General features: G+C 64.7%; 12 protein-coding genes and 1 tRNA gene. 12 read left to right on the top strand and 1 reads right to left on the bottom strand.

Features of this window, described 5'->3' with window-relative positions:
• Window positions 1-201: 201 nt before the first annotated feature.
• The 3 genes from ACCQ12_RS12185 to ACCQ12_RS12175 are packed head-to-tail and all read left to right on the top strand — an operon-like array spanning window position 202 to window position 5,539.
• The gene (locus ACCQ12_RS12185) at window positions 202-2,388 is read left to right on the top strand and encodes a glucosidase family protein (RefSeq protein ID WP_372381824.1); all 2,187 of its coding nucleotides are present in this window, start codon (window positions 202-204) and stop codon (window positions 2,386-2,388) included.
• Window positions 2,385-3,866 carry an MFS transporter gene (locus tag ACCQ12_RS12180; RefSeq protein WP_372381823.1) on the top strand — a complete coding sequence of 494 codons (1,482 nt, stop codon included), beginning with the start codon at window positions 2,385-2,387 and terminating at the stop codon, window positions 3,864-3,866. The genes ACCQ12_RS12185 and ACCQ12_RS12180 overlap by 4 nt, the downstream gene beginning before the upstream one ends.
• 47 nt (window positions 3,867-3,913) lie before the next feature.
• On the top strand, window positions 3,914-5,539 hold the full coding sequence (locus tag ACCQ12_RS12175; protein ID WP_372383607.1) for an alpha-amylase family glycosyl hydrolase: 1,626 nt from the start codon (window positions 3,914-3,916) through the stop codon (window positions 5,537-5,539).
• A gap of 151 nt (window positions 5,540-5,690) precedes the next feature.
• Here the strand turns inward: ACCQ12_RS12175 and ACCQ12_RS12170 are convergent, their stop codons facing one another.
• Window positions 5,691-6,812 (bottom strand): LacI family DNA-binding transcriptional regulator, encoded by a 1,122-nt coding sequence (locus ACCQ12_RS12170; protein WP_166748838.1) that lies wholly within the window; start codon window positions 6,810-6,812, stop codon window positions 5,691-5,693.
• A 322-nt stretch (window positions 6,813-7,134) separates the two neighbouring features.
• Here ACCQ12_RS12170 and thrS point away from each other — a divergent pair, with 322 nt between their 5' ends.
• From thrS to ACCQ12_RS12125, 9 genes are all read left to right on the top strand, one after another.
• The gene (gene thrS / locus ACCQ12_RS12165) at window positions 7,135-9,039 is read left to right on the top strand and encodes a threonine--tRNA ligase (protein WP_228333674.1); all 1,905 of its coding nucleotides are present in this window, start codon (window positions 7,135-7,137) and stop codon (window positions 9,037-9,039) included.
• Between the two features lie 48 nt (window positions 9,040-9,087).
• Complete coding sequence (infC, locus tag ACCQ12_RS12160; RefSeq protein WP_070690874.1) at window positions 9,088-9,630, top strand: translation initiation factor IF-3; 543 nt, start codon at window positions 9,088-9,090, stop codon at window positions 9,628-9,630.
• 246 nt (window positions 9,631-9,876) lie between these two features.
• Complete coding sequence (gene rpmI, locus ACCQ12_RS12155) at window positions 9,877-10,074, top strand: 50S ribosomal protein L35 (RefSeq protein WP_002811096.1); 198 nt, start codon at window positions 9,877-9,879, stop codon at window positions 10,072-10,074.
• A 10-nt stretch (window positions 10,075-10,084) separates the two neighbouring features.
• Window positions 10,085-10,444, top strand: a complete 360-nt coding sequence (gene rplT, locus ACCQ12_RS12150; RefSeq protein ID WP_003484828.1) for a 50S ribosomal protein L20 — start codon at window positions 10,085-10,087, stop codon at window positions 10,442-10,444.
• A gap of 335 nt (window positions 10,445-10,779) precedes the next feature.
• On the top strand, window positions 10,780-11,775 hold the full coding sequence (gene pheS, locus ACCQ12_RS12145; protein WP_372381822.1) for a phenylalanine--tRNA ligase subunit alpha: 996 nt from the start codon (window positions 10,780-10,782) through the stop codon (window positions 11,773-11,775).
• A 126-nt stretch (window positions 11,776-11,901) separates the two neighbouring features.
• Window positions 11,902-14,280 (top strand): phenylalanine--tRNA ligase subunit beta, encoded by a 2,379-nt coding sequence (gene pheT / locus ACCQ12_RS12140; protein ID WP_372381821.1) that lies wholly within the window; start codon window positions 11,902-11,904, stop codon window positions 14,278-14,280.
• 21 nt (window positions 14,281-14,301) lie between these two features.
• On the top strand, window positions 14,302-14,601 hold the full coding sequence (locus tag ACCQ12_RS12135) for an integration host factor subunit alpha (RefSeq protein WP_002811076.1): 300 nt from the start codon (window positions 14,302-14,304) through the stop codon (window positions 14,599-14,601).
• A complete protein-coding gene (locus ACCQ12_RS12130; protein ID WP_005995911.1) occupies window positions 14,582-14,938 on the top strand; it encodes a MerR family transcriptional regulator in 357 nt (118 codons plus the stop codon). Before ACCQ12_RS12135 ends, ACCQ12_RS12130 begins: the two co-directional genes overlap by 20 nt.
• 60 nt (window positions 14,939-14,998) lie before the next feature.
• Window positions 14,999-15,075, top strand: a tRNA-Pro gene (locus tag ACCQ12_RS12125).
• The last annotated feature ends 283 nt before the right edge of the window (window positions 15,076-15,358 follow it).

Here is a 15,358-nt window from a genome sequence, read left to right as displayed (position 1 = left end):
AGCCGCCTGCAGCTGCTGGGCCGCGCTGCGTGCTGTCGATAGCCATGAATACGTATGCAGTGATGCGTCGGGGCAGGGCGCGCGTCTACCATGGCGCCACGGCACCTGGGAGGGTCCGCGCCCGTGGCACGACAGTGCCGCGCACCATAACGCGTGCAACGAGGGAGGAAGGCCGACGGTGCGAGCCGTCTTGCCGCATCGATGCTGAAGATGATCTGCATGGCCGCCACGCTTGGCGTGGCGGCAAGCTCGCCGGCATTGGCCGACGTGCTGGAATTTCAGGGGCGCCGGGCACAAGCGCAGGCGCTGGACGATGGTGGTTTCGTGTTGCGTTGGCCGCAAGGCGAGCGCCGCATCGCTGCACAACCGATGCGCTCGCACACCGCCAGCCCGATGTTCGACGCCTTGTTTGCGCTGGCGCAGCAGGAAATGGCCGACGACCGCGTCGATGCAATCCGCGATCCGGCATTCAACGACGGCAAGCCGGTGCCCTGCCGGTGCTTCGAGACCGGCGAACGCTGGCCCTACGTATGGACCCGCGATGTCAGTTTCGCCGCCGATCTGGCATTGGCGCGGCTGGAGCCGGAACGCACGCGCAATGCCTTGCGGTTCAAGCTGTCGAGCGCGCGCGACGGCCGCACGCCCGGCCTGTTCGTTGCGCAGGACACCGGCTCCGGCGGTAGCTGGCCGGTCAGCAGCGACCGGGTGGTGTGGTTTCTGGCCGCGCGTGGGCTGCTGGACGACCAACCGTTTGCCGACCAGGTCTGGCAGGCATTGCAGGCAACGATCGCGCAGGATCGCACTGCAGTGTTCGATGCGCGCATCGGTCTGTATCGCGGCGAAACCTCGTTTCTGGATTGGCGCGAGCAGACCTACCCGGAGTGGACGCGCCAGGACGTGCGCTTCATCGCCGAATCCTTCGCGCTCTCCACCAATGTGCTGCATTACCAGGCGCTACGCCTGGCCGAACAGCTCGCACGCCAGCATGGCGATGCACGCGCCGCGCACTACGCGCAATGGGCCGATGCGCTGCGCCAATCCATCGATGCGCGCTTCTGGGATGCGGGCAGCAACCAGTACGTGAGCTATCTCGGCAATGCGGCGCATCCGGTGCGCTATGCCAAGGTCGATCTGCTGGGCGTGTCGCTGGGGGTGCTGGCCGATGTCTTTCCCACCGAGCGGGCACGCCTGGCATTGCGCAACTACCCCATGGTGGCCGGTGGCAGCCCGGTGGTGTGGCCGCAGGAGGCTGCGCAGCCGATCTACCACAACCGCGCTGTCTGGCCATTCGTCAGTGCCTATGCCTTGCGTGCGGCACGCGCGCTGGACGACGCACCGCGTATTGCGATGGAACTGCAGTCGTTGATGCGCGGCGCTGCACTGGCAGGGTCCAACATGGAAAACTACGAGATGCAGAGCCTGGCGGTGCATCTGGAGGAGGGCGCACGCAGCGGCCCGGTGGTCAATTCGCCACGCCAGCTGTGGTCGGTTGCAGGCTATCTGTCTGCGATACTGGACGGCGTGTTTGGCGTTGCGGCCGATGGCAGCGTGGCCCCCAAGTTGCCGCGTCGCCTGATGCCGTTGGTGTTTGGCGAGCGCCAACAGATCGTGCTGGAGCAGGGCGCACAGCGGTATGTGCTGCAGCGCCCGGCTGGTGCAGACGGCGAGTTGCTGGTCGCCGGTACGGTCACCCGGCACGGCCAGACCACCCACGTGCAGCTGGTTGGACGCAAGGCCGATCCGACCGCTCCGCCGCAACCCAGCCAGGTGTTCGCACCGGAAACCCCGGCTGCTCCGATTGCGCAACGTCGCGGCAATGGGTCTCGCATCGGCATTCCGGCCGGCACCACGCTGCATCTGGATGGCCGCGCGCTGGAGGCGACCGGGGCCTGGGATCTGCCCGATGATGGCCTGCTGCACGTGCTCAGCCTGACCCGACGCAGGAATGGGCTCGAATCACTGCACAGTCCTGCACTGACGCTTGGGCCGGTGCAGGAACTGCAAGGCGAGCAGTCCTGGCAGTGGCGGTCCCAACGCACCGGCCAGCATCGCGTCGCGCTGCGCTATCGCAACGACACTGGCCCGATCAACACCGGTGTCACTGCGGCAGTGAAACGGTTGCTGCTCGACTGCCCGGGCAAGCCCATGCAGTCGCAGGTCATCGTCATGCCGCATAGCGTGGGCGAGCAGCTGTCCACGCAAGTGAGCTTCGATGTGGTGGCCGGGCAGTCGTGTACGTTGCGGCTGGAGGATGGCTTCAACATGAGTGCGCTGGCGCACTTCGCGCAGTACAACGGCGGCCGGGGTGGCCGCGACGGTGTGGTCAACAACGCGCAGGTGAGTGCGTTGCTGATCGGCCCCGCCGCAGCGGCGGAGGGCGTGCAATGACGGCCAAACCGCGCTTGAGCTTCTGGCACATCTGGAACATGTGCTTCGGTTTTCTGGGCATCCAGTTCGGGTTCGCACTGCAGAACGCCAATGCCAGCCGCATCTTCCAGACCCTGGGTGCGCAGGTCGATGACGTGCCAGGGCTGTGGATTGCTGCGCCGCTGACCGGGCTGATCGTGCAGCCCATCATCGGGTACCTGTCCGACCGCACCTGGACCCCCTGGGGCCGCAGGCGTCCGTATTTCATGGTGGGCGCGCTGTTCACCACGCTTGCACTGGTGGTGATGCCGAACGCACCACTGCTGTGGATCGCCGCCGGCACGCTGTGGGTGCTGGATGCCTCGATCAATATTTCGATGGAGCCGTTCCGTGCCCTGGTCGGCGATCAGTTGCCACCCTCGCAGCGGCCGACCGGCTATGCGATGCAGAGCTTCTTCATCGGTGTCGGGGCGATCGTGGCGAGCTTTCTGCCATGGCTGCTGACGCATTGGGGCGTTGCCAATACCGCCGCGCCGGGCCAGCTGCCCGACAGCGTGCGGTACGCGTTTTATCTCGGCGCGGCGGTGCTGTTCCTTTCGATCGCCTGGACGGTGTTGCGCACGCGCGAATACAGCCCCGCGCAGATGGCCGCGTTCGATGACGCACATGCGCCTGCCGCGACTCCGGCTAATACCGGCATCCTGCCCTCGCGTCTAGCGAGCGCCCGGTGGTGTGTCGCCGGCGTGCTGCTTGCCGCAGCCATTGCCTGGCAGCATGGCGATCGTATGCTGTACGTCCTGGCCGGCCTGTGCATCGCCTATGGCGCACTGCTCGCGCTGGCACGTGCCTTGCCGTCGACCAACATGCTGGTGGTCATCGTGCAGGACGTGCGCAGCATGCCGACAACGATGCGGCGGTTGGCGTGGGTGCAGTTCTTCTCGTGGTTTGCGCTGTTTGCGATGTGGATCTACACCACCGCCGCAGTCACCCAGGTGCACTTCGGTGCCGGTGACGACACCGCATCGGCCGCCTACAACGAAGGCGCCAACTGGGTGGGCGTGCTGTTCGGTGCCTACAACGGGTTTGCTGCGCTGGCCGCCTTGGTCATTCCGTTGCTGGTACGGGCGATCGGCCTGCGTTGGAGTCACCTGTGCAATCTGTGGCTGGGCGCTGCAGGGCTGCTGTCGATGCTGGTGATCCGCGATCCGCAATGGTTGTTGCTGTCGATGCTGGGCATCGGTTTTGCCTGGGCCTCGATTCTGTCGCTGCCGTACGCCTTGCTGTCCGACAGCGTGCCCGCCGCCAAGATGGGCGTGTACATGGGCATCTTCAATTTCTTTATCGTGATTCCGCAATTGGTGGCGGCCAGCGCATTGGGCTTCGTGCTTCGCGCATGGCTGGGCGGCCAACCGATCTACGCGCTGGCCATCGGCGGGCTCAGCCTGTTGATTGCAGGCGTGTGCGTGGTGCGGGTTCCAGTGGCCTCGGGAGGGCAGTGATGCGCAGTGCGATGTATGTGGCGTTGACGATGTACGCAGGCGCGGCAATCGCGGCGCCTGCTGCCAAGGACTATTACGGCACCCTGGAACCGTTCGCTGCGGATGCGGTGTATTTCGTGGTCACCGACCGCTTCGTCAACGGCGACACCGGCAACGATCATCGCGACCAGGGCGGGGCGCATCGCACGTTCGACGTGCCAACACCGTGCGCCGATGGCAGCGAGGACAACATCGGTTACCTGGGTGGCGACTTCAAAGGCATCGTCGAGCATGCCGACTACATTCGCGGCCTGGGGTTCGGTGCGGTGTGGATCACCCCGATCGTCGACAACCCCGATCAGGCGTTTACCGGCGGCAAGCCGATCACCTGCGGCAGCACGCTCAGTGACCACGGCAAGACCGGGTATCACGGCTACTGGGGCGTCAACTTCTACAAGCTCGACGAGCATCTTCCCAGCCCGGGCCTGGATTTTGCCGGCTTCACCCGCGCCATGCACGCCAACAAATTGAAGGTCGTGCTGGACATCGTGGGCAACCACGGCTCACCCGCCTACACCATGCCGGTGGCGCAGCCGGGTTTCGGCAAGCTCTACGACGCACAGGGGCGCTTGGTGGCCGATCACCAGAACCTGTCGCCGGCCCAGCTGGACCCGCAGCACAACCCGTTGCATGCGTTCTACAACACCGGGGGTGGCCTGGCGGAACTGTCCGACCTCAACGAAAACAATCCGGCGGTGCTCGACTACCTGACGGGCGCATATCTGCAATGGATGGAGCAGGGCGCCGATGCCTTCCGTATCGATACGATCGGTTGGATGCCCGATCGCTTTTGGCATGCGTTTGTTGCGCGCATCCGTGAGCGGCGCCCGGGCTTTTTCATGTTCGGTGAAGCCTTCGATTACGACGCCAACAAGATTGCCGGGCATACCTGGGCGCGCAATGCCGGCGTCAGCGTGCTGGATTTTCCGCTGAAGCAGCAGCTTTCCGCGGTTTTCGGTCATGCGCAGGCCGGCTTCGAGACGCTCGCCACGCCGCTGTTCCTGCGTCAGGGGCCGTATGCGAACCCCTACGAGCTGATGAGCTTTTACGACAACCACGACATGGCGCGGCTGGATGCCAGCGATACCGGCTTTATCGATGCGCACAACTGGTTGTTCACTGCGCGCGGCATTCCGGTGATCTACTACGGCTCGGAGATCGGCTTCATGCGTGGGCGCGCCGAGCACGCCGGCAATCGCAACTACTTCGGCATCGAGCGCATCCGCGATGCACCGCAGAGCCCCATCTTCGGCCCGCTGCAACAGATCGCACGTGTACGCCGCGACACGCCGGCGCTGCAGCGTGGCGTGCAGGTCGATATTGCCCTGCGCGGCGAGCAGGCGGCCTTCCTGCGCGTGTACCAGCACGCCGGAACCAGCCAGATGGCGCTCGTGCTGCTCAACAAGGGCGATGCGGCAGCCGCGATCACGGTGAGCCGCTTCCTGCAATCTGGCACGTGGCGCGATGCGGTCAGCGGCGAGCAGGTGCAGGTGCGGGGGCGGTTACTGACACAGGTGCCGGCGCATGGCGTGCGGGTATTGCTATCGGATGCGCCGGTCACCGATCCGGCATTGCGCAAGCAACTCGATGCGCAGATGGCCGAACAAGCCGCACGCGACGCCCGCGATAGGTAGAAGCGTGGCTGGGCACGATGAGGCATCGCCGGTAATGCCCCGTCGCGCCCGGGTGCGCTCCTACGCAGCGCTTAGCGGCCGCGGCGGATCTCGTAACCTGACGTGCATGCTGTCCCGAATCGAACCCCGACCCCGAATCCCGATTCCCGATTCAGCGCCTGACGGCCCCTTCCGCCGCCCGGCCCGCCACCGCCTCGCCAGTGTCTGCGCCGGACGGGGTCCACCCCAGCGGCGGCTGCAAGCCGCTGCTCCGCGACGAGTCGCGTAACGCCAGCCGCACCGGAATCGTACGGCTCTGCGCCGCTTCGCCGCGGATCAGCGCCACCAGGCTTTCCACCAGCAACGTGCCGGCCTGCTTGGTGTCCTGTTGCACGGTGGACAACGCCGGCGCCACCGATGCGGCCAGCGCGATGTCGTCGAAGCCGCTGACCGCCACGTCCTGCGGCACGCGCAGGCCGCGTTCGCGCAGTGCGCGCATCGCGCCGATGGCGATCAGGTCGCTGGCTGCGCACACCGCATCGAACGCCTTGCCGCTGTCGAGCAAGGCCAGGCAGGCGGCGTGGCCGGACGATTCGGTGGTGATCGCATCGAACTGCAGCGCTGCATCGGCAACCAGACCCTGCTGCGCCAGTGCGGCAACGTGGCCGCGGTAGCGTTCCTCGAATTCGGGGTAGTGATTGGAGGCATGGCCCAGAAACGCAATGCGCCGGCAGCCCTGAGCCAATAAATGCTCGGTGATGTCCAGTCCGCCCTGATAGTTGTCGCTGCCGATCGAGATGCCCGGCTGCCCCGGCAATGCAGCACCCCAGCGCACGAAGTGCGTGCCTTGCTCCACCAGCAACTGCAGCCGCTGCCGCGACTCCTGGTAGTCGCCATAGCCCAGCAGGATGATGCCATCGGCCTTGTTGCTGTCTTCGTAGTCGGCCTGCCAGTCCTTGGACAACTGCTGGAACGACACCAGCAGGTCGTAGCCCTGCAGCGCGCAGGCACGGGTGATCGAGCCCAGCATGGAATGAAAGAACGGGTTGATCAGCGAATCGTCGGCGGTGGGGTCTTCGAAGAACAGCAGTGCCAGCGTGCCCGCATTGCGCAGCCGCAGCGAAGACGCGTTCTTGTCGACCTTGTAGTTCAGCTCGCGGGCAATGCGCAGGATGCGTTGGCGGGTTTCCTCGTTGACCATCGGGCTGCCGCGCAGGGCGCGCGACACGGTCGGCTGCGAGACGCCGGCCAGGTAGGCGATATCCAGCGAGGTGGCTTTACCCTTGATGGTCATGGTCGGCAACGGCAGGACAAGTGGCCGGCATCATGCCATGCGCCCGCCGGTGCCGTGCCGCCGCACGCAACGGCCGGCTGATTGGTTTACCATTCACGCCCAAGACCCCTTGCGAGAAGGTGGCCCGCGCCCAGCGCCGGCCCAGCGTGCGACATGAGCACTACCACCGCCCACCGTTGATCCCGACCGGCGCCCATTTCCGTGGCGCACGCGACGCGGTCTTTCGCATGACCTTTCCTGCTTCTCCCCGAGCCTGCCCAGCAATGGCCAGATCTCCCATGGCAGCCGACCGCTGCAGCCAGACCAGACCTCATTCTTGCCCATGATCAACATCACGCTCCCCGACGGCAGCCGCCGCGAATTCGAATCCCCCGTCTCGGTGATGCAGGTCGCCCAGTCGATCGGCGCCGGCTTGGCCAAGGCCACCATCGCCGGCCAGGTCGACGGCCAGCTGGTCGATGCCAGCGACGTCATCGACCATGACGCCAGCCTGCGCATCATCACCGCCAAGGATGCCGAGGGCGTGGAGATCATCCGCCACTCCTGCGCGCATCTGGTCGGGCATGCGGTCAAGCAGCTCTACCCCGAGGTCAAGATGGTGATCGGTCCGGTCATCGCCGAAGGCTTCTATTACGACATCTACAGCGAGCGCCCGTTCACGCCCGAAGACATGGCGGCGATCGAGCAGCGCATGCAGGAATTGATCGCGCAGGACTACGACGTCATCAAGAAGGTCACCCCGCGCGCCGAGGTGATCGAGGTGTTCGCCCAGCGCGGCGAGGAGTACAAGCTGCGCCTGATCGAGGACATGTCCGAGGACATCACCGCGATGGGCCTGTACTACCACCAGGAATACGTGGACATGTGCCGCGGCCCGCACGTGCCCAATACGCGCTTCCTCAAGGCGTTCAAGCTGACCCGCATTTCCGGCGCCTACTGGCGCGGCGATGCCAAGAACGAGCAGCTGCAGCGCATCTACGGCACCGCCTGGGCCGACAAGAAGCAGCTGGACGCCTACATCCTGCGCATGGAAGAAGCCGACAAGCGCGACCACCGCCGCATCGGCAAGGCGCAGGACCTGTTCCACCTGCAGGAAGAAGCGCCCGGCCTGGTGTTCTGGCACCCCAAGGGCTGGTCGCTGTGGCAGGTGGTCGAGCAGTACATGCGCAAGGTCTACCGCGACAGCGGCTACGGCGAAGTGCGTTGCCCGCAGATCCTGGATGTCTCGCTGTGGCAGAAATCCGGCCACTGGGACAACTACCAGGACGCGATGTTCTTCACCGAATCGGAGAAGCGCACCTACGCGGTCAAGCCGATGAACTGCCCCGGCCACGTGCAGGTGTTCAACCAGGGCCTGCACAGCTACCGCGACCTGCCGATCCGCTACGGCGAGTTCGGCGCCTGCCACCGCAACGAACCCTCCGGCGCGTTGCACGGCATCCTGCGCGTGCGCGGCTTCACCCAGGACGACGGCCACGTGTTCTGCCTGGAATCGCAGATCGAATCCGAAGTGACCGCCTTCCACCAGCAGGCGCTGGCGGTCTACGCCGCGTTCGGCTTCGACGACATCCAGATCAAGATCGCGCTGCGTCCGGAAAAGCGCCTGGGCGACGACGCCACCTGGGACAAGGCCGAAGCCGCGCTGCGCAGCGCGCTGGGCGTCTGCGGAGTGGAATGGCAGGAGCTGCCGGGCGAGGGCGCCTTCTATGGCCCCAAGATCGAGTACCACCTCAAGGACGCCATCGGCCGCACCTGGCAGCTGGGCACCATGCAGGTCGATTTCATGATGCCGGGCCGCCTCGGCGCCGAGTATGTGGACGAAAACAGCCAGAAGAAGCATCCGGTCATGCTGCACCGGGCCATCGTCGGCTCGATGGAGCGGTTTATCGGCATTTTGATCGAACACCATGCCGGCGCCTTCCCGTCCTGGCTGGCCCCGGTGCAGGTCGTTGTCGCCAACATCACCGACGCTCAGGCTGAATATGTCGACTCGGTTAGGAAAACCCTTGCAAATCAAGGCTTCCGTGTCAGCGCCGATTTGCGTAACGAGAAGATCGGTTATAAGATTCGCGAGCATACGCTGCAACGCGTGCCATATCTGCTCGTGGTCGGCGACCGTGAGAAGGAAAATGGCGCTGTCGCCGTGCGGACGCGTTCGGGAGAGGACCTCGGGACCATGACGGTCTCGGCCTTTATCGAACGCCTGCAGGCAGAGCAGGCAGCGTGAGCCAACCCCGGCCGGTCTGGATGATCCGGATGCGCCGGTTCGATTCCTCTGGGAGATTGCAATATCAGTACCCCTGACAACAAACAGAACCGCAAGAACCAAGAAATCCGTGTGCCGCGCGTTCGCGTGATCGGCAGCGACGGTGAGATGGTCGGCGTGTTGTCGCGCGACGAAGCGCTCGCCAAGGCCGAAGAAGAAGGCCTGGATCTGGTCGAAATCCAGCCGCAGGCCGATCCGCCGGTCTGCAAGATCATGGATTTCGGCAAGTTCAAGTTCGAGCAGCAGAAAAAGGCCAACGAGGCCAAGAAGAAGACCAAGCAGGTCGAGATCAAGGAACTCAAGTTCCGTCCGGTCACCGACGAGGGCGACTACCAGATCAAGCTGCGCAACATGCGTCGCTTCCTGGAAGAGGGCGACAAGGTCAAGGTCAACATCCGCTTCCGTGGCCGCGAAATGAGCCACCAGGAGCTCGGCCGCGAGATGGCGGCGCGGATCGAGGCCGACCTGGGCGAAGACATCGTCATCGAATCCCGTCCGCGCCTGGAAGGGCGTCAGATGGTCATGATGATCGCGCCCAAGAAGAAGATCTGAGGATCTTCTTGTGTGCTGCGACGGCCCCAGCGGGTCCGTCGCAGTCGCAGGATCAACGACTTGCAAGAATTCCCGGCAACGGGTAGACTGCGCGGCCCGCTTTATGGGGGCGCCGTGCGAGCGGCACCAGGACCTGTCCGGATCGTGTTCGATCAAGGACTTACAAGCAGGCAAGGGCAAGGATGGAAAGTGTGGTCGCAAGACTGCCGCCCGTGTCAGTGACAAAACACCATCAAGGACATTGCAATGCCCAAGATCAAGACCAACCGGGCGGCGGCCAAGCGTTTCCGCAAGACCGCCTCCGGCAAGTACAAGTGCGGCCACGCAAACCGTAGCCACATCCTCACGAAGAAAGCGACCAAGCGGAAGCGCAACCTGCGGCAGACGAATCACGTCCGTGCCGAGGACGCTGGCCGTCTCGATCGTATGCTTCCCTACCTCTGAGGACTGACCCATGGCACGAGTAAAGCGTGGCGTACAGGCGCGTCGCCGCCACAAGAAAATTCTGACCCTTGCAAAGGGTTACTACAACGCTCGCCGCAAGGTGTTCCGCGTTGCCAAGCAGGCGGTCATCAAGGCGCAGCAGTATGCCTACATTGGCCGTAAGCAGAAGAAGCGTAATTTCCGTTCGCTGTGGATCACCCGCATCAATGCGGCTGCCCGCATCAACGGCTTGAGCTACAGCCGTTTCATGAATGGCCTGCTCAAGGCGGGTATCACCCTGGACCGCAAGGTGCTGGCCGATATCGCCGTGCACGACGCCGCCGGCTTTGCCGCGCTGGCCGAGAAGGCAAAGGGCGCACTGGCGGCGTAAATGCAGGTCCCTCTGCAAGAGCCCGCACATCCATGTGCGGACTTCTTAATGAGATAGTCCCTCGCAGGAGCCCGCACGCCGTATGTGCGAGTTCCTCGCAAGAGCCCGCACATCCATGTGCGGACTGCTTGAAGAAGCGGGTCATCGGATGTAGTCACACTTGGTGTGCAGCCTTCGGTGAGGTGAGACGCACAGATGCAGGGGGAAGGGCGCGAGTCCTTCCCTTTTTGCGTTTTAGCGATGTCGCCAAGTGGGCGATGACAGGTCAATGCAGTGACAATGCGTTCCGGTGAATCCGGAAACACCGTTCGGCTAGCAGTTGAGGCGCAAGTGCAATGAGTGAGATTCAATCCCTGACCGAGCGTGCGCTGGCCGATGTTGCCGCGGCGCAGACGCCGGACCAACTGGAGGCATTGCGGGTGGCCTTGCTGGGCAAGAGCGGCAGCATCACCGCCCAACTCAAGCAGCTCGGCACGCTGCCGCCCGAGCAGCGCAAGGCGGCGGGCGAGGCGATCAACCAGACGCGCGATGTGCTGACCGCCGCGTTGTCCGAACGCAAGAACACCCTGGAAACGGCTGCGCTCGACGCACGTCTGGCCGGCGAAACTATCGACGTCACCTTGCCGGGCCGCCGCAGCGAACGTGGCGGCCTGCATCCGGTCACGCGGACGCTGGAGCGCATCGTCGAAATTTTCGCGCGGCTGGGGTATGAGTTGTCCGACGGCCCGGAAATCGAAGACGACTGGCACAACTTCGAGGCGCTGAACTTTCCGCCGCACCATCCGGCGCGCGCGATGCACGACACCTTCTACTTCGGCGACGGCCGCCTGCTGCGCACGCATACCTCCGGCGTCCAGGTGCGTTACATGGACGCGCACACACCGCCGCTGCGCATGATCGCGGCCGGCAAGGTGTACCGCTCCGATTCGGACCAGACCCACTCGCCGATGTTCCATCAGGTCGAAGGCCTGCTGGTGGACGAGCATTCCAACTTCGCCGACCTCAAGGGCACCTTGTCCGAGTTCGTGCGCGCGTTCTTCGAACGCGACTTCGAAATGCGTTTCCGCCCCAGCTATTTCCCGTTCGTGGAGCCGGGGGCGGAAGTGGACATCGCCTGGCAGCAGCCCGACGGCAGCACCCGTTGGCTGGAAGTGCTGGGCTGCGGCATGGTGCACCCCAACGTGCTGCGCAGCGTCGGCATCGACCCCGAGCGTTACACCGGCTTCGCGTTCGGCCTGGGTGTGGAGCGCCTCGCGATGCTGCGCTACGGCGTCAACGACCTGCGCGCCTTCTTCGAAAACGATGTGCGTTTTCTTCGGCAGTTTGCTTGACGGCGGGGAATCGGGAATTGGGAATCGGGAATCGCAAGAGCCGCGCGCTCCATCGGTTCGGTTCCGAAGGCCCGGCAACCCCGCTTTTGCGATTCCCCATTCCCCATTCTCGATTCCCGGCTCCTCATGAAATTCTCTGAAAATTGGCTGCGTAGCCACGTCCCGACCCAGGCCACGCGCGATGAACTGGCTGCGACGCTGACGGCGATCGGTCTGGAAGTCGAAGACGTCACGCCGTTGGGCGAGGCGCTGGGGCAGGTGGTGGTGGCGCGTATCGTCGAGGCGGTGCGTCATCCAGAAGCCGATCGTCTGCAGGTGTGCAGTGTCGATGCCGGGCAGGGCGCGTTGCTGCAGATCGTGTGCGGGGCGCCCAATGCGCGCGCTGGTCTGGTGGCGCCGCTGGCGCTGGTCGGTGCGCAGATCGGCGAGCTGACCATCACCGCGGCCAAGCTGCGTGGCGTGGCCTCCAACGGCATGCTGTGCTCGGCCAAGGAGCTGGGTCTGGACAGCGATGCGTCCGGCCTGTTCGAGCTGCCCGACGATGCCCCAGTGGGTCAGGCGCTGGCCGACTATCTGGGGCTCCCCGATGCCAGCATCGAAATCAAACTCACGCCCAATCGCGCCGATTGCTTCAGCGTGCGTGGCATCGCTTTCGACGTGGCGGCCGCGTGCGCCAGCGAAGTGGTGGCTTTCGACGCCGGTGCGGTGGCGCCGGCGTCCACGCGCACGCTCGCGGTCGAACTGCAAGCCGGCAAGGATGCCCCGCGGTATTGCGGGCGGGTGATCGAGGGCATCGACCCGGCCGCGAAAACGCCGGTGTGGCTGGCCGAGCGCCTGCGCCGCAGTGGTGTGCGTCCGGTGTCCTTGCTGGTGGACATCACCCAGTACGTGATGCTGGAACTGGGCCAGCCGATGCATGCCTTCGATCTGGATACTTTGCAGGGCCCGATCGGCGTGCGGCATTCGCGCAGCGGCGAGCAGCTGGCGCTGCTGGATGGGCGTCAGGTGACCCTGGACGACAGCTTCCTGACCATCACCGATGCCGGGCGTCCGGTGGCGCTGGCGGGGTTGATGGGCGGGCTGGACACGCGCGTCACCGAGACCACGCACAATGTGTTCCTGGAATCGGCGTACTTCGACCCGGCCGCCATCATGGGCCGTGGCCGCAAGTTCGGCCTGCACACCGACGCCGGCCATCGCTTCGAACGCGGTGTGGACCCGGCATTGCCGCCGCAGGCGATCGAGGTCGCCACGCGTCTGGTGCTGGAACTGGCCGGCGGTACGCCAGGCCCGGTGGTGCACGCGCAGCTGCCGGAGCATCTGCCGCAGGCCGCGCCCATCCTGTTGCGTCGCGCGCGCATCGCGCGCGTGCTCGGCATCGCGATCGACGATGCCGAGGTGGTGCGCATCCTGAGCGCGCTCGGCATGCAGGTCGATGCGGTTGCCGAGGGCTGGCAGGTGATGGCGCCGAGCCGGCGCTTCGATATCGCCATCGAAGAAGATCTCATCGAGGAGCTGGCGCGTATCCACGGCTACGATCGCGTGCCGACCACGCTGCCCGGCGGCGCCAGCCGGATCGCGATGCCAAGCGAGACCCAACTGGACGAATTGAGCGTGCGCCGCCAGCTGGTGGCGCGCGAGCTGCAGGAAACCATCAACTACGCGTTTGTCGATGCCGCGCTGCTGCAGCGCTGGCAGTTGGATGAGGGCCTGGTGTCGCTAGCCAATCCGCTCAGCGCCGAGCTGGCCGTGATGCGTCCGCGCCTGCTGCCGGGCCTGGTGGCGACGCTGGGCCGCAATGTCGCCCGTCAGGCCGGGCGGGTGCGATTGTTCGAGCTGGGCAAGGTATTTGCCGCAGCCGAGCAGTCCGGCGCCGCGCCGCAGGAATCCCAGCACGTGGCCGCGGCCGTGTGCGGCGATGCGCTGGCCCTGCAGTGGGGCGAACCGTCGCGCAAGGTGGACTTCCACGACGTGAAGGGCGACCTGATGGCCTTGGCGGCGGCCAGCGGCGCGAAGCTGGAATTCCAGCCGTCCGCCCAGCCGTTCGGGCATCCGGGGCGGTCGGCCGACGTCTATCGCGACGGCGTTCGCATCGGCTGGATCGGGCAGGTGCATCCACGCCTGGCCAAGGCGCTGGAGATCGATGTGGATGTGATCGCATTCGAACTGCAGCTGGCACCGCTGGTGCAGCGCGCATTGCCACGCGCCGGCGAGCTGTCGCGGTTCCCGTCGGTGCGTCGCGATCTGGCCTTCCTGGTACCCGAGCAGGTGAGCTGGGCGGCGCTGTCGGCGAGCGTGCAGACCACGGTGGGCCCGTTGTTGCGCGAGGTGCAGCTGTTCGACCGCTATGTCGGGCAGGGGGTCGAGCCAGGTTTCAAGAGTCTGGCTATGGGCTTGATTTTGCAGGATAACTCGCGCACTCTCACTGACCGGGACGTGGACGCGGTTGTCACCGACGTGGTGGCCGTGATCGAGCGCGAGCATCGCGCCCGGATCCGGAGTTGAGGCGGTAATCAGGGGAGTGGCATGGCATTGACGAAAGCAGAGATGGCCGAGCGTCTGTTTGACGAGGTCGGTCTGAACAAGCGCGAGGCAAAGGAATTTGTCGACGCGTTTTTCGACGTGCTGCGCGATGCCCTGGAGCAGGGTCGTCAGGTGAAGCTGTCGGGTTTCGGCAACTTCGATCTGCGGCGCAAGAATCAACGGCCCGGTCGCAATCCCAAGACCGGCGAGGAAATTCCGATCTCGGCCAGGACGGTGGTGACCTTCCGCCCGGGCCAGAAGCTCAAGGAACGGGTGGAGGCTTATGCTGGATCCGGGCAGTAATCGCGAGCTACCGCCAATCCCGGCCAAGCGCTACTTCACCATCGGTGAGGTCAGCGAGCTGTGCGACGTCAAGCCGCATGTATTGCGGTATTGGGAGACGGAATTCCCCAGCCTGGAGCCGGTCAAGCGGCGTGGCAATCGCCGGTACTACCAGCGACACGACGTGTTGATGGTGCGTCAGATCCGGGGGCTGCTGTACGAGCAGGGTTACACCATTGGTGGCGCACGCCTGCGCCTGGAAGGCGACGGTGCCAAGAGCGAGTCGGCACTGAGCAACCAGATCATCAAGCAGGTGCGGATGGAGCTGGAAGAAGTACTTCAACTGCTGCGCCGCTAGGAAAACGCTTCACAAAGCCGCTATAATCGCAGGCCGTCCTCGCGACGGGTGCAGCATCTTCGGGGTATAGCGCAGCCTGGTAGCGCACTAGTCTGGGGGACTAGTGGTCGTCGGTTCGAATCCGGCTACCCCGACCAAACAGCAAAGCCCATGTCCTCAGGACATGGGCTTTTTTGTTGCGTTGCAACATTGCATTTTTATGTCCTGGCATGGCCTGGCCAATATGCAGATCGGCATATCGCATCGCAGCATGAACCGCACGCTAGCGCCCGGTTTTTGCGGTCCGGTTCGCTATGGACTTGGGTCACGGAATGATGCTAAGTGCCCGAAAACATTCCAGATCATTAGCGAAAGATCAGGACGTGGATCACGTTTTGTTAACGCGCTAACGACGAACTTGAATCAATAGGCCAACGCCGT

Source organism: Xanthomonas sp. NCPPB 1068 (genome assembly GCF_041479385.2).
In the GTDB taxonomy this organism is placed as follows: domain Bacteria; phylum Pseudomonadota; class Gammaproteobacteria; order Xanthomonadales; family Xanthomonadaceae; genus Xanthomonas; species Xanthomonas cannabis.
Note: the sequence above shows the minus strand (reverse complement) of the source record. Positions and strands in the feature narration are given on the sequence as shown.